This is a genomic window from Nocardia sp. NPDC051321 (assembly GCF_044455225.1).
GTDB lineage: Bacteria > Actinomycetota > Actinomycetes > Mycobacteriales > Mycobacteriaceae > Nocardia.
The window spans coordinates 537,585-557,983 of record NZ_JBITEM010000001.1 but is presented as its reverse complement, the minus strand read 5'-3'; the positions used below and the strand labels follow the sequence as shown (position 1 = coordinate 557,983).

The 20,399-nt window shown below is 67.4% G+C and carries 23 protein-coding genes; 16 read left to right on the top strand and 7 right to left on the bottom strand.

What is annotated here, in order from left to right:
* Positions 1-105 precede the first annotated feature (105 nt).
* Genes ACIA8C_RS02625 through ACIA8C_RS02610 form a run of 4 tightly spaced genes read left to right on the top strand, consistent with a single transcriptional unit; the run spans position 106 to position 3,698 of the window.
* On the top strand, positions 106-756 hold the full coding sequence (locus ACIA8C_RS02625) for an ABC transporter permease (protein WP_396994379.1): 651 nt from the start codon (positions 106-108) through the stop codon (positions 754-756).
* Positions 749-1,948 (top strand): ABC transporter ATP-binding protein, encoded by a 1,200-nt coding sequence (locus tag ACIA8C_RS02620; protein WP_397130488.1) that lies wholly within the window; start codon positions 749-751, stop codon positions 1,946-1,948. The genes ACIA8C_RS02625 and ACIA8C_RS02620 overlap by 8 nt, the downstream gene beginning before the upstream one ends.
* Complete coding sequence (locus tag ACIA8C_RS02615; protein WP_397130487.1) at positions 1,945-2,727, top strand: ABC transporter permease; 783 nt, start codon at positions 1,945-1,947, stop codon at positions 2,725-2,727. The genes ACIA8C_RS02620 and ACIA8C_RS02615 overlap by 4 nt, the downstream gene beginning before the upstream one ends.
* Positions 2,724-3,698 carry a glycine betaine ABC transporter substrate-binding protein gene (locus ACIA8C_RS02610; RefSeq protein WP_397130486.1) on the top strand — a complete coding sequence of 325 codons (975 nt, stop codon included), beginning with the start codon at positions 2,724-2,726 and terminating at the stop codon, positions 3,696-3,698. The genes ACIA8C_RS02615 and ACIA8C_RS02610 overlap by 4 nt, the downstream gene beginning before the upstream one ends.
* 54 nt (positions 3,699-3,752) lie before the next feature.
* On the opposite strand, the gene ACIA8C_RS02605 is transcribed toward ACIA8C_RS02610, so the two are convergent.
* The gene (locus ACIA8C_RS02605; protein ID WP_397130485.1) at positions 3,753-4,400 is read right to left on the bottom strand and encodes a TIGR03086 family metal-binding protein; all 648 of its coding nucleotides are present in this window, start codon (positions 4,398-4,400) and stop codon (positions 3,753-3,755) included.
* A gap of 92 nt (positions 4,401-4,492) precedes the next feature.
* Here ACIA8C_RS02605 and ACIA8C_RS02600 point away from each other — a divergent pair, with 92 nt between their 5' ends.
* Both ACIA8C_RS02600 and ACIA8C_RS02595 read left to right on the top strand, forming a co-directional pair.
* On the top strand, positions 4,493-5,479 hold the full coding sequence (locus ACIA8C_RS02600) for a helix-turn-helix transcriptional regulator (RefSeq protein ID WP_397130484.1): 987 nt from the start codon (positions 4,493-4,495) through the stop codon (positions 5,477-5,479).
* Between the two features lie 118 nt (positions 5,480-5,597).
* Positions 5,598-6,146 carry an alpha/beta fold hydrolase gene (locus ACIA8C_RS02595; RefSeq protein WP_397130483.1) on the top strand — a complete coding sequence of 183 codons (549 nt, stop codon included), beginning with the start codon at positions 5,598-5,600 and terminating at the stop codon, positions 6,144-6,146.
* 118 nt (positions 6,147-6,264) lie between these two features.
* Here ACIA8C_RS02595 and ACIA8C_RS02590 read toward each other — a convergent pair whose 3' ends face one another.
* Entirely contained in the window at positions 6,265-7,722 is a 1,458-nt protein-coding gene (locus ACIA8C_RS02590) for an MFS transporter (protein WP_397130482.1), read from the bottom strand.
* Positions 7,723-7,796: 74 nt separating this feature from the next.
* On the opposite strand from ACIA8C_RS02590, the gene ACIA8C_RS02585 reads away from it, so the two are divergent.
* Complete coding sequence (locus ACIA8C_RS02585; protein WP_397130481.1) at positions 7,797-8,288, top strand: MarR family winged helix-turn-helix transcriptional regulator; 492 nt, start codon at positions 7,797-7,799, stop codon at positions 8,286-8,288.
* On the opposite strand, the gene ACIA8C_RS02580 is transcribed toward ACIA8C_RS02585, so the two are convergent.
* Complete coding sequence (locus tag ACIA8C_RS02580; protein ID WP_397130480.1) at positions 8,285-9,277, bottom strand: Lrp/AsnC family transcriptional regulator; 993 nt, start codon at positions 9,275-9,277, stop codon at positions 8,285-8,287. The two genes, ACIA8C_RS02585 and ACIA8C_RS02580, sit on opposite strands and share 4 nt — an antisense overlap.
* 143 nt (positions 9,278-9,420) lie before the next feature.
* On the opposite strand from ACIA8C_RS02580, the gene ACIA8C_RS02575 reads away from it, so the two are divergent.
* The 6 genes from ACIA8C_RS02575 to ACIA8C_RS02550 all read left to right on the top strand — a co-directional run bounded on the left by ACIA8C_RS02575 (position 9,421) and on the right by ACIA8C_RS02550 (position 14,446).
* The gene (locus ACIA8C_RS02575; protein ID WP_397130479.1) at positions 9,421-10,281 is read left to right on the top strand and encodes an NAD(P)H-binding protein; all 861 of its coding nucleotides are present in this window, start codon (positions 9,421-9,423) and stop codon (positions 10,279-10,281) included.
* Positions 10,282-10,327: 46 nt separating this feature from the next.
* A complete protein-coding gene (locus ACIA8C_RS02570; protein ID WP_397130478.1) occupies positions 10,328-10,948 on the top strand; it encodes a hypothetical protein in 621 nt (206 codons plus the stop codon).
* 120 nt (positions 10,949-11,068) lie between these two features.
* A complete protein-coding gene (locus tag ACIA8C_RS02565) occupies positions 11,069-11,386 on the top strand; it encodes a hypothetical protein (RefSeq protein WP_397130477.1) in 318 nt (105 codons plus the stop codon).
* 105 nt (positions 11,387-11,491) lie between these two features.
* On the top strand, positions 11,492-13,351 hold the full coding sequence (locus ACIA8C_RS02560) for a lipase family protein (RefSeq protein ID WP_397130476.1): 1,860 nt from the start codon (positions 11,492-11,494) through the stop codon (positions 13,349-13,351).
* Between the two features lie 43 nt (positions 13,352-13,394).
* Positions 13,395-13,703 (top strand): hypothetical protein, encoded by a 309-nt coding sequence (locus tag ACIA8C_RS02555; RefSeq protein WP_397130475.1) that lies wholly within the window; start codon positions 13,395-13,397, stop codon positions 13,701-13,703.
* The gene (locus tag ACIA8C_RS02550) at positions 13,700-14,446 is read left to right on the top strand and encodes a type II toxin-antitoxin system RelE/ParE family toxin (protein WP_397130474.1); all 747 of its coding nucleotides are present in this window, start codon (positions 13,700-13,702) and stop codon (positions 14,444-14,446) included. Before ACIA8C_RS02555 ends, ACIA8C_RS02550 begins: the two co-directional genes overlap by 4 nt.
* Before the next feature lie 26 nt (positions 14,447-14,472).
* On the opposite strand, the gene ACIA8C_RS02545 is transcribed toward ACIA8C_RS02550, so the two are convergent.
* Positions 14,473-15,135 (bottom strand): hypothetical protein, encoded by a 663-nt coding sequence (locus ACIA8C_RS02545; protein ID WP_397130473.1) that lies wholly within the window; start codon positions 15,133-15,135, stop codon positions 14,473-14,475.
* A 276-nt stretch (positions 15,136-15,411) separates the two neighbouring features.
* The gene (locus tag ACIA8C_RS02540; protein WP_397130472.1) at positions 15,412-16,359 is read right to left on the bottom strand and encodes a MerR family transcriptional regulator; all 948 of its coding nucleotides are present in this window, start codon (positions 16,357-16,359) and stop codon (positions 15,412-15,414) included.
* Positions 16,360-16,479: 120 nt separating this feature from the next.
* Between ACIA8C_RS02540 and acpM the strand changes: the two genes are divergently transcribed.
* Together acpM and ACIA8C_RS02530 are read left to right on the top strand one after the other, a co-directional pair.
* Positions 16,480-16,785, top strand: coding sequence for a meromycolate extension acyl carrier protein AcpM (gene acpM, locus ACIA8C_RS02535; protein WP_397130471.1), 306 nt, complete (start codon positions 16,480-16,482; stop codon positions 16,783-16,785).
* Positions 16,786-16,815: 30 nt separating this feature from the next.
* Positions 16,816-17,259, top strand: coding sequence for an SRPBCC domain-containing protein (locus ACIA8C_RS02530; RefSeq protein ID WP_397130470.1), 444 nt, complete (start codon positions 16,816-16,818; stop codon positions 17,257-17,259).
* Between the two features lie 50 nt (positions 17,260-17,309).
* On the opposite strand, the gene ACIA8C_RS02525 is transcribed toward ACIA8C_RS02530, so the two are convergent.
* Both ACIA8C_RS02525 and ACIA8C_RS02520 read right to left on the bottom strand, forming a co-directional pair.
* Positions 17,310-18,434: a hypothetical protein gene (locus ACIA8C_RS02525; RefSeq protein WP_397130469.1), complete on the bottom strand. Its 1,125-nt coding sequence runs from the start codon at positions 18,432-18,434 to the stop codon at positions 17,310-17,312.
* Positions 18,431-18,667, bottom strand: coding sequence for a hypothetical protein (locus ACIA8C_RS02520; RefSeq protein ID WP_397130468.1), 237 nt, complete (start codon positions 18,665-18,667; stop codon positions 18,431-18,433). Before ACIA8C_RS02520 ends, ACIA8C_RS02525 begins: the two co-directional genes overlap by 4 nt.
* A 926-nt stretch (positions 18,668-19,593) precedes the next feature.
* On the opposite strand from ACIA8C_RS02520, the gene ACIA8C_RS02515 reads away from it, so the two are divergent.
* Entirely contained in the window at positions 19,594-20,298 is a 705-nt protein-coding gene (locus tag ACIA8C_RS02515; protein ID WP_397130467.1) for a TVP38/TMEM64 family protein, read from the top strand.
* The last annotated feature ends 101 nt before the right edge of the window (positions 20,299-20,399 follow it).

Here is a 20,399-nt window from a genome sequence, read left to right as displayed (position 1 = left end):
CCTCGACGCTCGGTTCCGGGCGGCGGCGCGCCGCCCGGAATACCGTCCGGGCGAAGCGAATCCGCGCTACCCTCCCAGGACACCGGGCGACGGGGAGGTACGACCCTGGACACGCTGTGGACTTTCGTAGTACACCGGCGACATCAGCTGCTCATCGACTCCTACCTGCATGTGTCGGCGGTGTTGCAATCGGTGCTGATCGCGACCGTCGTCGCGGTGCTGATCGGGATAGCGGTGCATCGCAGCCCGCTCGGCTCGTCGATCTCGACGGCCGTGGCCAGCGCGATCCTCACGGTGCCATCGTTCGCACTGCTCGGCCTGCTGATTCCGATCCTCGGCCTCGGTGTCGCCCCGACGGTCACCGCGCTGGTGCTCTACGCGCTGCTGCCGATCCTGCGTAACACGATCATCGGACTGTCCTCGGTGGATCCCGCGGTGACCGACGCGGCGCGCGGCGTCGGCATGAATCGCTTGCGGGTACTGACCGCCATCGAGCTCCCGCTCGCCTGGCCCGCCATCCTGGCAGGCATACGGGTCAGCACGCAGCTGATCATGGGCATCCTGGCCATCGCCGCGTACGCCAAGGGGCCGGGGCTCGGCAACCTCATCTTCTCCGGACTCGCCCGGCTCGGCAGCCCGAACGCGGTGCCACAGGCCCTGGTCGGCACGGTGCTGATCGTCGTACTCGCGCTCGTACTGGACGGGATCTACGTCCTCGTCGGACGCCTCACCACCTCGAGGGGAATCCGTGACTGACACCGAAACCCGTTCCGGCGGCATCGAATCGGCGGTGTCCGGCGAGGAGATCGTGCTCGACGCGGTCACCAAACGCTATCCAGGCCAGCGCGATCCGGCCGTCGGCGAGGTGTCGATGACCATCCCGGCAGGCGAAATCGTGGTACTCGTCGGCCCTTCCGGCTGCGGCAAGACCACCACCATGCGAATGATCAACCGGCTGATCGAGCCGACCTCGGGCACCATCACCATCGGCGGGCGCGACGCCGCGTCGATGAATCCCGACCAGCTGCGCCGCGGCATCGGCTACTCGATCCAGCAGGCCGGGCTGTTCCCGCACATGACGGTCGCCAAGAACGTCGCGACGGTGCCCGGCCTGATCGGCTGGGACCGTAAGCGAGTCGCCGCCCGCACCGACGAGATGCTCGACCTGGTCGGCCTCGACCCCGACACCTATCGCGGCCGCTACCCGCGCCAGCTGTCCGGCGGCCAGCAGCAACGCGTCGGCGTCGCCCGCGCGCTCGCCGCCGACCCGCCGGTGCTGCTGATGGACGAGCCGTTCGGCGCGGTCGACCCGATCACCCGCGGCCTGTTGCAGGACGAATTGCTACGGCTGCAAGGCGAACTGGGCAAGACCATCGTCTTCGTCACGCACGACTTCACCGAGGCGGTCAAGCTCGGCGACCGAATCGCGGTGCTGGGCAACCAGTCCCGCATCCTGCAGTACGACACCCCCGCGGCGATCCTCGCCGATCCCGCGGACGAGACCGTCGCGGGCTTCGTCGGCGCGGACGCCTCGCTCAAGCAGCTCACGCTCACCAGGGTGAGCGATGTCGACATGGGACAATGCCCGACCGCCGTAGAAGACGAGCCGGTCGACGTACTACGGACCGCGCTGGCCGGGCAGGACTGGCCGTGGGCACTGGTGCTCGACAAGCAGCGGCGGCCGCTGCGCTGGGTGTCGGCCGAGCATCTGGCGCACGCGAACTCGTTGCGCGGCACCGGAACACCGATCGGCGAGCCACTGTCGCCGCGGTCGACGCTGCAGGACGCACTGGAAGCACTGCTCGCCGATCAGACGGCGAACGCGGTCGTCACCGGCAAGCGCGGTGAATACGTCGGGCTGATCACCATCGACACGCTGGTCGCGCACCTGTCGGCGATGCGCGCCGAACACGGATCCGGCCATCCCGCGGCGGGTGACGCGCCGTGACGGCGGCCATCGGCACCCCGCCCGCGACCGCATCGCCCGCCGCCCAGCGCCGGGCCGAGCGCATCCGGCTGTTCGTCCAGCCGGTGGTCGTGCTGCTGCTCACCGCGGGCGTGCTGATCTGGGCGTTCGCGCGAGACCTGACCACCACCCAGCAGGCCAGCCTGAACACGCACAACATCTTGAGCGTCACCTGGCAGCACATCCTGATCTCGGCGACCGTCGTGTTGATCGTCATCGTCATCGCGGTGCCGCTCGGCACGGTGCTCACCCGGCCCGGATATCGCCGTCTGGCACCAATTTTCGTCGGCATCGCCAATATCGGCGCGGCCGCACCGGCCATCGGCCTGATCGTGCTGTTCTACCTCGCCACCCGCACCACCGGCTTCTGGATCGGCGTCGCTCCGATCGCGTTCTATTCGCTGCTTCCGGTGCTGCGCAACACGATCCTCGGCTATCAGCAGGTCGACCAGACACTCACCGATGCCGGCCGCGGGCAGGGCATGTCGGCGGCAACGGTGTTGCGGCGCATCGAGTTTCCCCTTGCCGTGCCCTACATCCTGGCCGGCCTGCGCACCTCGCTGGTGTTGGCGGTCGGCACCGCGACGCTGTCTTTCCTGGTGAGCGCGGGCGGTCTCGGCATCCTGATCGACACCGGTTACAAGTTGCGCGACAACGTCACCCTGGTCGTCGGCGCCGTGCTCGCGGTAGCACTCGCGCTGCTGGTGGACTGGCTCGGCGCGCTCGCCGAGCAGTTCCTCGGACCGAAGGGGCTGAAATGAACCGGCGGTGGCGCGGTGTCGCGCTGGCGGCCGGGATGCTGCTGGTGGCGGCCTGCGGCTTGGAATCCGGTGGCGCGGTGCCCCTTCGGGTGGGGCCGGGCAGCATCGGCCCCGTTCCCGAACTCGATGGCGTCCGAATCATTGTGGGGTCCAAGGACTTCACCGAGCAGAACATCCTCGGCTACATCATCGAGTTCGCCATGTCGGCGGCGGGCGCGGACGTGCGGGATCTGACGAACATCCAGGGCTCCAACAGCCTTCGCGACGCCCAGCTGCACGGTCAGATCGATGTCGCCTACGACTACACCGGCACCGGCTGGGTCAACTACCTCGGCAAAGAGACCCCCGTCCCGGACGAGGTGGCGCAGTTCGACGCCGTCCGCGACGCCGACCTCGCGGCGCACGGCATGGTGTGGGCCGACATGGCGCCGATGAACAACACCTACGCGCTGGTGATGAGCCCGGCAACCGCGCAGGAGACCGGCGTGCGGACGCTGTCGGACTATGCGGCACTGATCGAGAAGGACCCTGCCGCCGCGGCGACCTGCGTCGGCACCGAATTCAATGTGCGCCAGGACGGATACCCCGGCATGGCCCGCAAATACAACATCGATGTCGGCAAGGTCCACAAACAGATCGTCCAGGATGCGGTGGTCTATCAGGCCACCGCCGACGCCAAGCAGTGCAAGTTCGGCTCCGTCGCCACCACCGACGGCCGCATCCCGGCCTTGAAACTTGTGCTGCTGCAAGATGATCAGCGCTTCTTCCCGAAATACAACGCGGCGGTTGTGATGCGCAAGTCCTTCGCCGACGCGCATCCGCAGGTCGCCACCATCCTGGCGCCGATCTCGCAGCGCCTCACCAACGAGGCGGTCACCGAGCTGAATCGGCTGGTCGACCTCGAGGGCCGAGAGCCAGCCGACGTCGCCCGCGACTGGATGGTCGCCCAGGGGTTCGTCACCGCACGCTGACGGTTTTCGATTGCGGCACAGCAGGTTGATACCGGCCGCGCACCTCGCCTCGCTTCAGGCGCGCGGCACGCGACCGAGGTAGTGCAGGAGTTCGGCGACCACGGTGTCGTCGGCCTGCCCGTCGACGACCGCGGCGTACGCGCCCCACTGACGCAGCGGCTCAACGATTTCCGCCTCCTGGCCACTCCCCGGTGCCGGGTGCGCGCTACGTGCCGCGGTGAGCAGATACCCAGCCAATTCCTCGGTCAACGGCGATGCCTGTCCGGTGCCGATCGCGATATCCCAGGCGTGTACCGCGGCATCCAGCGCGCACATCACGGCGGCGACCGGCGTCGGGAGCGCGCCGTGCGGCAGCGGCGTCGGAACGGCCTCGGTGCCGTCGGCGACGGTCGCCCAGGCGGCCGCGGTCTGCTCGATCGCGTCATCGACCAGCGCCGTCGGCGAGCCGTCGACACTGCCGGACGGATCGAACGGGTCGTACGCGGGCCCGGTTCCGACGCCGAGGGCCGCGGCGTAGGCGAGCTGATCGCCCGCGGCGTGCTGGACCACCTGCGTCACCGACCATTCCGAGCACGGCGTCGGCAGCTGCCACTGGTCGTCGCGAACCCCGGCGACAACGTTTGCCAGGGCACGGTAGGACTCGTCCAGGACGTCGCGCCACACAGGGCTCAGGGTGGCGATGGAGGAGGTGGTGGCGTTCATGTCAGGACCTTTCGAGATGGTGTTTCTTGCTTCTGACATCAGCCTATGAGTCCATTAGGCTAGTTTCGTTCCTATTTTTCCAGAGGTGAAATGTGACGCCGACCACAGTGCGTGTACTGCGTTTGCTGGCACTCCTCCAAGATCGTGCACACACCGGCAGGGAACTGGCCGAGCAGCTGGCGATCACCGACCGCACACTGCGCAATGACATCCAACGCCTGCGCGAGCTCGGCTACCCCGTGCAGGCGCAACGCGGCCCGATCGGCGGCTACCGCCTCGGTCGCGGCACCACCATGCCGCCGCTGCTGCTGGATGACGACGAGGCAGTGGCCGTCGCGGTCGCGGTCGGACTGGCCGAGGACGGCGCCACCGGGATCGCGGATATCACCGACAATGTCACCCGCGCGCTGGCCAAACTCGACCAGATCCTGCCGAAACGCCTGCAGCGCAAGGTGACCGCGTTACGCGAGGCCACCGCCATCGGCCCAGCGACCACCGGATCGCGCGAACCCGACGCCCCGGTCCCCGCCGCGATCCTGACCACGCTGGCCGGCGCCATCCGCGACGGCGCCACCGTGTTGATCGACCAGACCGACCTGGCGCGCGAAGAAGTCGAACCGTATCGACTCATCAATTGGCAGCGCCGCTGGTACCTGGTCGCCTACCACCTCGAAACCCATTCCTGGAGTGCGATTCCCGTCGCCAGAGTGCAGCAGGCCAGCACCGGCGCTCGCCGTTTCGCCGCCCGCTCACTGCCAGACGACGACCTCGTCGCCTTCGTCATGCGCCACATCGCCCGCACCGGCTGGAAGGTGCACGCCCGCGTCACCGTCCTGGCCCCCGCCGAAACCGTCATCGCCCGAATCAATCCCGCGGTCGGCGTCGTGGAGGCAGTCGACGCCGACACCTGTGTCCTGCTGACCGGCGCCGACGCCCTGGAAACCCTCGCCATCTACCTGAGCATGCTGATGATGGACTTCCGCGTCGACGGCCCCCCAGAACTCGTCGCCCACATCCGCACCCTCGCCCGCCGCTACACCGAAGCCGTCACACCCGACAACCCGACGACGCAGGCATAAGCTGTGCCCCGTGGCCGAAAACGAGTTGTTTCGATCGCTTCGCCGCCGCGTACACCGACGGCCTGACCGCGCTGCCCGAACCCGCTGAACAGCGGGCGCTGTCGACCAGACGACGTGGGTGGCCGAGGCGCTCGCGGGTCTCGGGCTGCGGCGCGTACACCTGCTCGGCGTCAGCATCGGCGGCTGGCTGGCCGTACGGGTGGCCATGCACCGCCCGGAATGCGTGGCCTCGGTAACCCTGCTCGATCCGGCGAATACCTTTGCGCCCATTACCTGGAAGGTGATCGTCATCTCGCTCGGCAGCATCATTCCCGGCCTCCCGAAGCGCGTGCGCTACTGGCTGCTGAGCTGGATCTCGGGCGGCATCCCGGTGGACGAATCCCTCCCCGAGGGACGCCTGATCGCTTCTGCCATGCGCGATTTCAGCTCGGCTCAGCCGACGCCCGTCCGTCCGACCCCCGAAGAGCTGGCCGCCATCGAGGTCCCGGTGCTCGCAATCCTGGCCGGGCGCAGCATCATTCACAATCCGACCCGCGCCGCCGAAACCGCCCGAACCATCCCGGGAGCCCAGGTCGAGGTGTGGCCGGACGCCTCACACGCCATCAACGGCGAGTTCCCGGACCGCATCTCCCAGCGTTTCGCCGAGTTCACCGCAGCCATTGGCTAGGCACGTCGGACGAGGCGACCGTACTGGAGTGCGCCGCCGACCACGGGCGCTGGGCAACTGACCTCGGAAACAGCGGAGCCGACCCGGGGTAACCGGGTCGGCTCCAACAGTTCTCAGCTCAGGCGTGACCGACGGTCGCCGCCGCGTCGGGCGCCTTGCGCATCGGGATCAGCGCGGTCAGCACGATCGCGACAATGGCGGCCGCCGTGGCGATCAGGAAGGTGGTGTGGAATCCGTCGCGCGACGGGAACACGTGCACGCCGAGCTGCATAGTCATGTGCGCGAGCACCACGCTCATCACCGCCGACGAGGTCGACGTTCCCACCGAACGCATCAGCGAGTTGAGCCCATTGGCCGCGGCCGTCTCGGTGATCGGCACGGCGCCCATGATGAGCGCGGGCATCGCGGCGTAGGCAAGGCCGACACCCGCGGCGACGATCATCGAGGCCACCATGATTTCCCAGACGCTGTTCATCAGCACCACGGCGCACAGGTAGCCCGCCGCGATCACCGCGGAGCCGAGCGCGAGGGTGATCTTCGGGCCGCGCGCGGCGGACAGCTTCGCCGAGACCGGGGAAAGCAGGATCATCACGAATCCGGTTGGCGCCAGCGCCAATCCGGCGTTGACCATGGTCAGGCCGAAGCCGTAGCCGGTCTGCTCCGGTGCCATCAGCAGCTGTGGGAAGGTGAGCGACATGCCGTAGAGCGCGAAGCCGACCGCGACGGACGCGATATTGGTGAACAGCACCCGCGGCCGCGCCGAGACCCGCAGGTCGACCAGCGGCGAACGCTGGCGCAGCTCGTAGGCGCCCCAGCCGAGGAACACCACCAGCGACACCGCGAACAGGATCAGGGTGGTCGGGCTCGCCCAACCCCAGTCGGCGCCCTTGGTGATCGGAATGAGCAGCGCCAGCAAGGCGATCGAAAGCCCAACCGCGCCACCGAAATCGAACCGCGCGGGGGTGCGCACCGGCGACTCCGGGACAAACACGAAAACCAATGCGGCACAGATGAGGCCGAGGCCGGCCGCGGTCCAGAACAGCATGTGCCAGTCCGCGTTCTGCGCGATCGCCGCGGCGAGCGGCAGGCCGAGGGCGCCGCCGACGCCAAGCGTCGCGCTCATGATCGCCATCGCCGAACCCACCTTCTCGGCGGGCAGTTCGTCGCGCATGATGCTGATGCCCAACGGAATCGCGCCGACCGCGGCACCCTGCAGCGAGCGTCCGATGATCTCGGGAATCAGCGAGGTGAAGGCCGCGCAGACGACCGAACCGGCGACCAGCGAGAGCAGGTTGACGAACAGCACCCGGCGCTTGCCGAACATGTCGCCGAGGCGACCGCTGATCGGGGTGAATACCGCGCCGGCGAGCAGGGTGGCGGTCACCACCCAGGAGGCGTTGGACGCCGAGGTGCTCAGCAGGTCGGGCAGCGTCGGGATGATCGGAATGACCAGCGTCTGCATCAGCGAGACGACGACACCGACCATGCCGAGGGTGGCGATGAGGACGGCCGGCGATGGACGCCTTCGGTCGTCGGAATCAGAGACGGTCGAAGACACGTCGGCAGCAACAGTCACAAATGTGCACGCTACACATCTTGTGTATCGTGCACAATTGGATATAACGTGACGCACCCGACATAGTGAGGCCCATGTCCGAATTCGGTCCCACCGACAACGCGGCGCTAACCCGCCTGGTCTACGAGCTGACCCTGCTCGCCAGGCACTTTCCCGCGTCCCTACTGCGCCGTCCAGGTTTCCAGCTCGACCGCTCGGCCTTTCTCATCCTGACCAGGCTGGAGTTCGACACCGCGCTGAGCCTGCGCGAGCTGTCCGAGACGTTCCAGCTCGACATCTCCACGATCAACCGTCAGGTCGGCGCGATGCTCAAACAGGGCCTCGTCGACCGGGTCCCCGATCCCGACGGCGGCATCGCCCGCAAGATCCAGGCCACCGGCAAGGGACTGGACGCGCTGGCCGCGGATCGCCTGCAGAGCCGGGACGGCATCGGCGCGGTGGTCGCCGACTGGGACGATGCCGATGTCGACCAGTTGAGCAGGCTGATCGCGCGGTTCAACCAGTCCGTCGAGCACATCGAAGACAATCCGTGGCCACGCCCGCCTGGGGTGCGGCAATCGGTCTAGCGGACCACCTTGGCTGATTTCAGCTCGGAGACCGTCCGGCCGCCCGCCTTGATCGTCGCGAGGACCGGGGCGGTCTCCAGCGTCCGGATCTGCTCGAGCTCGCCGAGGCGGCCGGTGAGGTATCCATGCAGCGCGGCGGGATCCGGGCACATCGCCTGGGCGACGAGGTTCGCCGAGCCGGTGGTCGCGACGACGAAGGCGAGCTCGTCGTGTCCGGCCAGCCTGGTGGCGACCGCGTCGAGGTGGGCCGGGGCGACCGACATCCACAGCAGCGCCTGCGTGGTCGCGCCGAAGTGCGCGTCGTCGAATTCGACATCGAAGAAGAGCGCGCCGGTCGCCCGCAGGTCGGCGAGGCGCCGGGTGACCGTCGCCGGTGACCAGCCGGTCGCCGTGGCGAGCTCCGCGAGTCCGCAGCGGCCGTCACGGCTCAGCGCGCCGAGCAAGGCGGTCTCGGCGGCAGACAGTGCCCGATTTCGCGGCGGGCTGTCGGCGCTGATCCGAAGCTGTTGCTGCTGAGCGGCATTCAAGGCATTGACATGGCCGCGCCACACTCCTGGCCCGCCGTGATAGGTATGCAGCACCAGATGCGCGGACACCCCGGTGATGCCGGCTGTGCGCGGAATATCGTGCAGCAGTAGCGATCGCGAGGTCTGCGCGCCCAGCGGGACATCGACGATGAGCAGGATTTCGGTGCCGCCCGACATCAACTTGACCCACGAGGTGTCGCAGCGGCGGGCCAGCGAGTTGGCGAGGTTTCGCGCGGCGGCCGTCGTGGTGGTGAGCCGAACCAGCCACTGCGCCTTACCGATTCCGCCCGCGTCTGGTATCCCGACAACGCGCAGACCGGCCTCCGCGCGGAGCCGGCGGTACCGGCGGGCGATGGTCTGGGTGGACACACCGAGGACCGCACCGATCTGATTGAACGGTGCCCTGCCGTCGATGTGCAGCGCGTGGATCAGGCCGCGATCCACTTCGTCCAGTGTGGTCATTCCTTTCATATCACCACGGCAAATGGAAACTTTCCACTAGCTACGAGCAGTAGATGGATCGGTTTACGGTTCCGGTCGCACGCTGGTCCAGGCAGCAAGCGCTCGACCGGAACGCTCGCACCATCGAAAGAGGAAGCGACACCATGATTCTCGTAACGGGTGCCACCGGAACCATCGGCCGCGCGCTGATCGACCAGCTGCGTACCGCGGGCGAACACGTTCGCGCAACCAGCCGACACCCGGCGGACGCGCACCTGCCCGCCGACGTCGAGGTGGTCCGAGCCGACCTCGGCGACCCCGCCGACATGGCCGCAGCCATGGCAGGCGTGGATCGGGTGTTCCTGTTGTCCACCGGCCCCGCGATTCCCGAGCACGACGCCGTCGTCGCCAGGGCCGCCGCCGAGGCGGGCGTCACGCGGCTGGTGAAGCTGTCGTCGGGCCGCACCGGCGACGACACCGCCACCGATCCCATCCCCACCTGGCATCGCGCGGGCGAGCGGTCCGTGCGCGCCTCCGGCGTGCCGTGGACCATCGTGCGCCCGCTCGGATTCATGTCCAACGCACTGCACTGGGCAGGCACGATCCGCGCGTACGGTGCCGTGCACGCGCCATTCGGCCAGGGGCGGATGGCCGTCATCGATCCGCGCGACATCGCGGCGGTCGCGGCCGTCGCACTCACCGCCGACGGGCACGACGGTCAGGTGTACACGCTGAGCGGACCGCAGGCGCTGTCCCCTCGCGAGCAGACCGCCATCCTCGCCGAGGCACTCGGCCGCCCGCTCGAATTCGTCGAAGTCGCACCGGAACAGGCCCGGCAGGCCATCCTCGAGCACGGCGTTCCCGCCGACCTCGCGGACGCGATCATGGCGCTGCGGGCCACCGCGCTTGCGGCTTTCACGTCCGTCGTGCACGACACCGTCGAGCGGCTCACCGGCGCTCCACCACGCACCTTCCGGCAATGGGCCCTCGATCATGCCGCCGAGTTCTGCTCCGCCGCAGCCTGACTCGGCCCGGGCAGCGTCGCGGCGGCAACCACCGTACGATCAGAGGGTGAGGCTGGGTGTGGGGTTGCTGGCCGTGTCGGTCCTGGCGACCGGGTGCGACGCCAGCGAGAACGAGTGGTCCGACTGGACCGTCACGGCGTACTACACCGCCGTCGAGTCCTACCACGACGGACCGCGCGAGACGGTGCACGGCTGCACCGACATCGACTGCGCCGACTCCGACGCCCAACTCGGCGACCTGCCCAGCGATTTCGTCGACGCGGTCCGCGACGAGGGCACCGGCCGCATCACCAGCGGTAGCAATGCGGGCGCCTACCTGAACTGGTCCTACGACTCCGGCTTCTGGCTCGACTCGCACCCCCGCGACGCCGCGGGCGAAATCCTGCAACCCTTCCACAGTGCCGCGGCCGACGGCCTGGAACCAGGCACCCGTCTGCGCCTGACCGACTGCGGCATCTTCGATCCCGAAGCCACCATGATCTGCACCAAATTCCAAGCGGCCGAATGGTCTATAGGCGACGAATTCATTCCGGGCTCCAGCGGCCCGCACCACCTCGACCTCTACATCGGCGAGGAAACCGCCGCGGATTTCCCGGAACCCGCCGACGTCCCCCTCTTCGCTGACGTCACGGTAGAACCGGTGCAGGACACGCCGAACGGGGAGTGAGGGCGCAGCTCCTCGCGCGTTCTGTGCGCGGAAGCGTCTGGCTGACAACGTGATCGGGGACTTTGCCGTTCGAGGTGAGGTTTGCGCGCTAGGCTCTGCGGCTGGGTCGGACCCGACGTCATGGGAGGCGCTTCGATTCACACGAAACAACACGCATGGTGGGACAACTATCTCGTCGCCCTGCTCGGTCTCGTGCTCGCGGCCGGATTCGCGATCGCCGCGATCGCCGCGGCCTCGGGCGGGGCCTATCCGCTGGCGATTGCGCTGGCGATGCTGGCACTGCCCTTCGCCGTTCCCACCATCGTTCAAGTACTCGGCGAGCTACTCATCTACTTGATGATTCCCGTCGCGTTGGTCGGCTTCGTACTGTTTCTCCCGGTTCTGGCCGTCAGCCCGGCGGCCAGGAAGTGGGCGCGGCGGCGGTGGCGGAACCGCTGAGCCGGGACCGCGCGCCGACGAAGATCACATAGCTCCTTCGTTAGCCGTCCGTAGAGTTATCGGCATCGAGCTGTTTGCCGGGTAACCGAAGGACGGAGGCCATGGGTGAGCGGTAGCAAAGCCCGGACCTGGGACGTACGTGGGATCGCCTGGTGGCTACCCGGGCTGGCCGTGATCATGTCGGGCGTGTTGCTGTACTCACCCTTCGGCGTCTCACTGATCGAGGGACGCGTAGTCGTCGCGGTCGCGATGCTGGTGCTCGGCGCGTCTGCCGCCGCTCGGTGGTGGTTGGCGCGGAGCGGGCGTTCGGCAACCGCCGAATCGGATCAGGCGTCGGGCGACGCCGGCCATGTATCCGCGCGAGTTGTGCGTGCTCGGCGGTTGCTGGGCATCGAGGCGGTGCTGGCCGCCGGGTTCGGTGCGCTCGGAATCGCCGGGCTGACCATGTCGGTGTCGCTCGCTCTGGTGTGGGTCGGGGCGTGCTGGATCGGGGTCGGGATCTGCGGGCTGTCGGCCGGAACACAGCGGGATGACGTCGTCGTCGCGTCCGCGGCACTCGCGGGCTGGCAGGTACTCGCCGGCCTGATTCTCGCCACGCTGCCGTTTCGCACCGGCCTGGATTTCACCGCGTGGACGATCGTCACGCTCTTGATCACCGGCGCGGCGATGGTGGTCCGCGGCGTCCGGCTGACCGCGCCCCTGCCGCGCGCGAGCACCCTGCGCTGGTGGCGTCCGGCCGCGGTGACCGTGCAGCTGATCGTGCTCGCCGTGCCGCTCGGCTGGTACGGGACGATCGTCACCCTGGCCGCCAGACAGGACGCGGAACAAACCCGGCTGGCCGCCTTCTACGACGTGCCACAAGGCATCTCACCCCAGCCGCCGGGCACCGTGATCCGTTCGTCGCCGATGTCACTGCCCGGCGTGCACGGCCACGGCCAGCGCATCCTGTACTGGTCCCAGGACCGCAACGGCACCCCGGCCGTGTCGTCCGGCATGGTCTGGACGCCACTCACCGAGGGCACCGATCGCCCCATCCTGAACTTCGCCCACGGCACCGTCAGCCTCGGTGCCGAATGCGCGCCGAGCAGGCAATCCGGCATCGCCGCGTCCATGCCCTGGCTCAACGACGCGCTCGGCCGCGGCTGGGTGGTCACCGCCAGCGACTACGCGGGCGCCGCGGGCACCGGCGACGGCGAGCACTACCTCGTCGCCACCGACCAGGGCCGCGACACCGTGAATGCCGCCCGCGCGGCCCGCAACCTGCCCGGCACCGGCGCGGGCACCGACATGCTGATCTACGGCATCTCGCAGGGCGGCCTCATCTCCCTGGCCGCCGCGGCCCAGACACCCACCTACGCACCCGAACTGCACCTCGTCGCCGACGCCGCCACCGCACCCGCGTCCGACATCGCGGGCATCCTCCGGGAACGTCCACCCCAACTCCTCAACGGCTGGGCCGTCACCCCCTTCCTCACCACCCAGTACGCCAAGGCCTACCCCCAACTCGACCCCAACGCCCTGCTCACCCCGCAAGCCGCGGCACGCAATCAGGAAATGGCCGGGGCCGGTTGCGCCGCAACACCTTTCGCCGCACTCTTCGCCCGGATAACCACCGTCCCAGGCATGGGCGACTACTTCAAAGGCGACCCACTCGCTGACCCCGCATGGCGCCAAGCCTTCGAGGAAAACCGCGCCCCCGACCTACCCCCGGGCATCCCCGTCTACCTGGCCCAAGGCCTGGAAGACAAACTCGTCCCCCCGAAATTCACCGCCGCCCTCGTCGACCGCTACTGCGTCGCGGGCACCCCGGTAACCACCCAATGGAACCCCAACGTCGGCCACGACACCCAAAACGACGAGGCCGTCGCCCCCCGCGTCATCCAATGGTTCGCCGACCACCTCACCAACGCCCCCACCCCCAACGACTGCGGCCAACCCCTCCCCACCTCCCTGACCAGCCACTAGTAACACCATTGCATATCTACCTATTTCTAGATAGATTTGCACTATGACGTCCGTGAGAGTGCCCATCACCACTGCATCCCGCAAGGGCGTGTCCGGGTTGGTCACCGCGAGCGAAGAACAGCGCGTCGTGCTGACCAGCCATGGCCGAGCGGTGGCCGTAGTCGATTCGGCGGACCGAATCGACGAAGACATCCGCAAGATTCGCGAGGCAAAGCTCGCAATCCTCGATGCCGCAGCGGATCTCGTATCGAAGCGGACGCGGGTGTTCGATCTCGCCGAGGTATGCGTCCGGCTCGGCGTCGACGAGTCCAGGGTGCGCGCCCTGGCGGCCGAGCGCGTCGCGAATCGGTGAGAAAGGGCGAATCGTTCCCGGGCTGCCAGGCCGAGATCGAGTTCTCGGATGCCTTCGTCGAATACCTCGAGGATCTGCCGCCCGCCGAGTGCGAATCCGTCCTCGTGGATCTGGTTGCGCTGTGCGGTAATCCAGCAGGCAGCCATCCGCTGAGCAACCGCGGCGCCGGGGATCGCCTGGCCGGCTGGAATACCCTCGACGTACTCGGCAAACAGCATCGCGTCATCTTCTCGAGCAGGGTCGTCGGCGACGTCGGCATCATCGAGGTGCTCTGCGCGGGGCCACGCCGGGCCGACGCCGCCTACGACATGGCGAACGCGTTGATCCAATGCGGCCAGCTCACACTCGATGAAGCCACCGAACTGTGGCAAGCGCTGGTTCTGCTCGATGTGCTGGCCGAAGACATCGGCCTCGACGGGTGGGACTACCGGCCGGAACCCGCGCCAGCAGGTCTGATTCGCACCGTCGTCGCCGCCGGGTTGCTCGACGAGACCATCGCCAGGGTGATGTCGAAGGACGAGATCAATGCGGCGATGTCGCAGGGCTGGGGTCCGGACGGCCCCGACCCCAGGGCCGCACTACGCGCCGCCTTGGCGCGCGCCCGCGCCGGAGTGGATCCAGGCGACCTGAACCGGATCATCGCCGGCCGGGGCGAACCACGGTGTGACGCAGTACTTCCCCGGGCCGGCGCCGCCTGCATTCGCCGCAAGGATCACCCTGGGCCGCACCGCGCCACTCGCTGAGCGGCGTAAGGCCGGGGCCGAAACCCCTACTTCGCCGGTGTGGTGACCGTCGCCGCGGGCGGGGATGTGGTCACCGCGGAGGTGGTCGCGGACGGCTGCACCGTGGGCGATGCGGTGGCGGTCGGCCGAATCGGTGTGGGGCACTTCTTGTTCCACTCGCCGAGGCTGTTGATTTCGGCGGGCGTCCGCGGATCGCCCGTATAGTCGAACCGCTCGGTGCAGATCACGCCGCAATTGTCGTTGCAGTTGTCGGTACCGCCGGGTCGCGGCGGGGTCACCCCGCAGTTCTCGTTGCAGTTGTCGGTACCGCCCGGCCGCGGGCCCGCCGGGTCACCACAGAAGATCACGCCACAGTTATCGGTACCGCCGGGCGGCGGCGCCTCACCACAAACGATCGCGCCGCAATTATCGGTACCGCCGGGCGGCTGCACCGCAGGCTGCCCCGAGTCGCCGGGCCGCGCCCCATCCTGACGTTGCGGTCCACCCGGATTCCCTTGCGCCGGAATCGAGCTCGTCGGCGGCACCGTCTTCGTCGGAGCAACCGAAGTCGTCGGCACCGCGCTCGGCAACGGCGTACGGGAGTCGGACTCCTTCGCCCCGCATCCCGCCAGCACCAACACCAACACCAGCGTCATCGCGGCCAGCAGCACGCCCAAGACCGCACGCAGACGTCGTCCCACCCAAACCATCACTATCCTCATCTCCTCCAGCTGCCGAAGCAGCACCCCGAACCCAAGCTAAAAGTACATGGCAACCCAATCTTTCGGGCAAATGGCCCATTCAGGACCCCGCTGCGCACCGCGGCTTCCTGGTGCACTGGCCCGAGTACCCTGCGGCATGCAGCCACGGAAACACGTCGTGAGCATCATGGAATTCGAGGGCGCGCAAGTAGTCTGCGAGACACAGTATTTCGGCAACCCCTTCGCCCCTGGTCCCTCTCGCACGCAGTGGGTCGAGCTGATGGACTAAGTCCGCCGCGTTGGTTCATCGGCAAGGTCGGTGGCATGGGCCAGTGCGTCGATCAGCCAGTTATAGGCTGGCCCTACGGTGACGCGGGGTCCGAACAGCTGCGCCGTCAGAGCCCAGTAGCGATGAATCCGGTGGTCCGTGTCGGGGGCACCGATCAGCAATCGCTCGCGGAAACGCGGAGAATCACGTTCCCCTCGCGCAGTGGCATGGGCATTGACGAATCGATCGACTTCGCTACCATCGCGCGGCCGCACGCCTTCGGTGATCAGTGTCACCACATCTACCATTACGTCGCCAACGTCGGCGTACAACTCTCGGGGGTCGCGGATCAGATCCGGCTGCATTCGCCAGAGATGCCGTCGCACAACACTGTTCATTTCTGGGTCGACAGCTAAAGCGGCCAACCCGGCATACGCGACTACCTCGTCGACGGACGGGTCAGCGGGCGGCTCCGGGACATTCCAGCACACCCACCCTTGCACGTCGCACCGAGGTATCGGCGCGAGGATGCGCCACCAGAACCGTACGAGGCAATCATGCACCGCACCGCCGTCCTGTGCGGCGGACAGCAACGCGAGTCGCTCGGCCCGTTGCGTCGGTGCGGCCGTCTCGACTGCCCGCACTGACGCCCGCCGCCACGCCAGCGACCTGAATTCGGTTTCTAGGCGCGCACTTTCGGCGGCGATGGCCTCGGCGATCGACCGCTCGCCGAGCAGCACCTCGGTGATCGAGCCGAGCCCGAGGCCGAGCGCGCGCAACCGCCGGACCAGCAGCAATCGTTCGGTGGCGCTATCGGCGTCGAACATCCGATGCCCGCCTGGGCTGCGGCGTGGTTCCAAAATGCCTTCGTCGCAATAGAACCGGATCGTTCGCACCGCAAGCCCGGTGCTCCGCGCCAATTCCCCGATGCTCACCAACGCCCGCGCCGGTATGTCGTCTGTCACAACCTATTGAACCTCCACCCCGGTGGAGCTCTTAGCGTACTGGCACTGCCGATCGACCGCCGTCCTGGACGGCGCGCTGAGTACCGCAGCTATGTGTTCGCATCGAAGAGAGGGTGAGTCGTGGCTACCACGCAGGAAGAAATCGTCGCAGGGATCGCGGAGATCATCGAGGAGGTGACCGGCATCGAGGCCGACGAGGTGATGCTGGAGAAGTCCTTCGTCGACGATCTGGACATCGACTCGCTGTCGCTGGTGGAGATCGCCGTGCAACTCGAAGATAAATACGAGGTCAAAATCCCCGACGAAGACATGGCAAGCCTGAGAACGGTCGGCGACGCGGTGGCGTACGTCCAGAAAATGGAGGCTGAGCAGCCACAACTCGCCGCGGAGATGGAGGCGAAATTCAAGGAAGGCCAAGGGAATTGAACCAGTCCCCGACGCTGAGGTGGTACGTCCGTGATTGCTGACGCACAGTTGAACCCCGCCGCGATCGAACTCGGCAGCTTCTTCCCCCAACCACCGGACACCGTGTGGCGGGCGCTGACGCAGCCGGATCTACTGGAGCGGTGGCTCCTTCGCCCGACCGGATTCGCTGCCTCCGTCGGAACCCGTTTTCGTTTCGCCGTCCCGGCCCCGTCGATCGATGAGATCGCCTGCGAAGTGCTGGCGGCCCGGCCGTATCAACAGTTGACCTACAGCTGGCTGCTTCCGCAGGCCGAGCATCCCGCCCGCTGGATCGTCGACTGGACGCTGCTGCCGCAGGGCCGCGGCACCCGACTCCTGTTGACGCAGACAGGTTTCGATATCGAAGACCGTCGACAGAAGATGCTCCGCAACGCCATGGAGCGACACTGGAAGCGGTCAGTGCTGCCACGACTCGGCGAGGTGATCCACCACTGACCTCGGTCGAATGCGGAGGTGGTCGGGTCGCCAGAACTCGACCCGACCGCCTAGGACTGCGCCGCGGCGTTCACATCCGAAGCTTCCTCGAACACCCTGCTGGATAGCTGCATCACGGTCATCGCCGATCCCATCGCCCCGACCAGGACGGCACCGGCGGGCGAGAACATGGTGAGGCTGGCGGCGTAGCCGAGGGCGATTCCGCACCAGGCCGCGGCGACCAGGATGAACGCGCCGCGGGCGGTGGCGATGTTCGACAGGTTGGTCAGCCCGACCCATAGCGGTGTTCCGGTGAAAACGGTGAAGCCGGTGAGTACGCCGACCAGCGGCGCCGCGGCCGCCACCGCGGCCAGCGTGCCGGTGCTGAGACCGGCGAGTAATGCCGCGCTGAGGCATGCCAGGGTCAGCAGCTTGACCCCGTACGGTTTGTGCACCCACTTCGCGGTGCCGATCAATAGCGCGGTGACGATGTTGAGCGCGAAGACGCCGGCGATCGGGCCGTTGAACTGGTGGCCGAGCCACAGGGCGAATGCCATCGGAGCGACGGTCACCAACAGCAGCATCAAGGGCAAGGCGCGACCCAGTATCGATATCGGCACCGTCGACGTCCGCCGGCGTGGCTGATCATGCTCCGCACACATCGGGCACGCCCCGAGGTGTGCGTAAATGTGCTGCGCCGCCGCTATTCCGTCTCGGCCGATCCATTGCAGGTTCGCCGGTCCCTCCAAACGCTGGTACCGCATGGTGGAATCGCGCCATCGTGCCGGGTCCTCCCACGGGTAGAAGCCAGGCTCCGGGGTCTGCGCCGGGGCACGGCCCTCGCGACCGGCGGTGTCGTCGTCGAGTGGCCCGTGCAGTATCCGGTCCGCCGGGTCCGTCGGTGGCACGGCGCCGGTGACCTCGTCCCACAGCTCGAGCATGTGCAGCACCCCCTCTCGCGACAGACGACAGGCCAGCAGGAACGCTCCGACCTGATCTCGACTTTTGGGCACCGTCGTGTTCTTGGGGTCGATGAATCGGTACGCCGTGGAACGAGGCAGCCCGGACGAGACGGCGATCTGGCCTGCCGTGAGACCGGAGAGCTGGTGAATCCTGCGCAGCATCGCCATGAACGCGGTCGCCGAATCACCTGTCGAGCCCTCTGCTGGATGGGTGGGAAACACCAGATCGTTCATCGTGCGCCGCCACCACCCTGCGCACCGAGAGCCGAGCCGAGCAGACGGCACACCGTGCGCACCGCGATCCCCGCCGCGCTGCCCGGCAGAGCCAGCGAAACAAGCGGAATCGCGATCATCATCAAATATTTCACCGCGCGTTCCGGTTCGACGCCGCGCGCGACGAGCATGAAGTGATAACCGAGGCCGGCCACCACGATGACCGCGGTCAGAAATGCCGAAGGCCACGACACGGCCGGAGCGGGAGCGGGAGGGACGGGGAGAGAGGGACCTGCCACAGGTCGATGCTCAGCACAATGCTGAACCTGGCGTTGCCGCCGAAGAGCCCAGACGTTCACAACAGCGCTTCCTGTTATCGAGGTAGTCCGAGGCCCGGCACTGTTCGACTCTCATTGCGCGCGCAAACCCCCACCACGGGACAGCGTGAACCTGCACCTCGGGCTACCAATTCGGTTGAGACAGCCGAGACTTCGACGAGTAAGTCGCGACATCCCCGTCTCCCGAGTTCGCGCTCAGGATCGAGGGACCGGCCCCGGTTTTGGGGCCAGCAGCAGACCATCTTGCACCGCTCCAGGGCAGATTACGAACGAACGACCAACGCAGAGTGGAAGATTCCTCAATTAGCCGTCCAACTGGACGGTCGATCACTGACCGGCAGGGTCCAGCCCTTGTCCAACGGGTGCAAACCGCTGTCTCATCGCAGTCCCGTGATAGTCCAACGCTCCCACCGGCCAACGATCAGGTCAGTGCTGCGGTACCCCTCCTACCAGCGTTTATCGGCAGTCTCGCCTGTCTGAACTGTGTAGCGTCCACGCGCCAACGTCTGGAGAACGTGCACAACGTGCGGCAGGCTTATCGTTATAGTGATTAGCCGACGCTACCGGCCGGTAATTTCGAGGCGCGACAAAAGCCCCCGGATGATCGTGTGAGACAGCCGAGCAACCGGGATCGGCGTCGTCTGTTCGCGCGGACACGCCAACGACGAAGGCTTCAGGCATTTCACTGCCTGAAGCCTTCGCCGCCAACAGTCGCCCCCCCAATCCCCACCCCCGCGAACACAATTCGTGCCAGCCCACCAGGCGCGCCGTCAAACCGCCACCCTCAGACGGGCAGCCACAATTCGCGGCCACAGTCAACGTGCGGCAGGGTTGGGCGCACCATGACCGACGACTCCTCGCAGCCCAGCCGGTGGCGACACGGCGCACGGCTCGCGTTGTGCATCGTATTCCTGCTCGGCATGTTCTATCTTGTTGCCGTCGTACGGGTTATCGACATCGAACGCGTACGCGACATGATCGCGGCGACGGGCCCGGCCGCACCGTTGGTCTACGCGCTGGTGTCGGCCCTACTCGGCGCCATCCTCGTCCCAGGCCCGATCCTAGCCGCCGGAAGCGGTCTCCTATTCGGCCCGCTGGTCGGCACATTCGTGACGTTGGGCGCGACGGTAGGCACCGCGACAATCTCCAGTTTCCTCGGACGACGGGCAGGCCGCGAGAGCGCGCGCGGACTGCTCGGCGCCAAACGAGCCGAACGCCTCGACGCACAGATCGAACGACGCGGCCTCTGGGCTGTAGTCGGCCAGCGCTTCATTCCCGGCGCCCCAGACGCCCTGTCGTCCTACCTGTTCGGCGCCCTCGGAGTCCCCCTGTGGCAAATGGCCACCGGCGCCTTCATCGGCTCGGCCCCCCGAGCATTCGTCTACACCGCACTCGGCGCATCAATCGGCGACCTATCCGCCCCCCTGGCCTACACCGCAATCACCGTCTGGTGCATCACCGCCATCCTCGGCGCCTTCGCCGCCCACCACAGCTACCGCAACTGGCGCCGCCGCGGCAAAGAAGTCGATCCAGTGGCGAAACCCTAGGCGTTGAAGCGGAATTCGACTGCGTTGCGGTACATACCAACGTCATGGCCACCTATCCACCTGCGGGAACCCGCCCGTGCCGAGCTCACGTGGCCAGTGTC

Excerpts from the sequence above, each read along its gene's own strand:
- ACIA8C_RS02610 (WP_397130486.1), top strand. The coding sequence starts at position 2,724 with ATGAACCGGCGGTGGCGCGGTGTCGCGCTGGCGGCCGGGATGCTGCTG.
- ACIA8C_RS02605 (WP_397130485.1), bottom strand. The coding sequence starts at position 4,400 with ATGAACGCCACCACCTCCTCCATCGCCACCCTGAGCCCTGTGTGGCGC.
- ACIA8C_RS02585 (WP_397130481.1), top strand. The coding sequence starts at position 7,797 with ATGTCCGAATTCGGTCCCACCGACAACGCGGCGCTAACCCGCCTGGTC.
- ACIA8C_RS02580 (WP_397130480.1), bottom strand. The coding sequence starts at position 9,277 with ATGACCACACTGGACGAAGTGGATCGCGGCCTGATCCACGCGCTGCAC.
- ACIA8C_RS02575 (WP_397130479.1), top strand. The coding sequence starts at position 9,421 with ATGATTCTCGTAACGGGTGCCACCGGAACCATCGGCCGCGCGCTGATC.
- ACIA8C_RS02565 (WP_397130477.1), top strand. The coding sequence starts at position 11,069 with ATGGGAGGCGCTTCGATTCACACGAAACAACACGCATGGTGGGACAAC.
- ACIA8C_RS02555 (WP_397130475.1), top strand. The coding sequence starts at position 13,395 with ATGACGTCCGTGAGAGTGCCCATCACCACTGCATCCCGCAAGGGCGTG.
- ACIA8C_RS02545 (WP_397130473.1), bottom strand. The coding sequence starts at position 15,135 with ATGGTTTGGGTGGGACGACGTCTGCGTGCGGTCTTGGGCGTGCTGCTG.
- ACIA8C_RS02525 (WP_397130469.1), bottom strand. The coding sequence starts at position 18,434 with ATGAACGATCTGGTGTTTCCCACCCATCCAGCAGAGGGCTCGACAGGT.
- ACIA8C_RS02515 (WP_397130467.1), top strand. The coding sequence starts at position 19,594 with ATGACCGACGACTCCTCGCAGCCCAGCCGGTGGCGACACGGCGCACGG.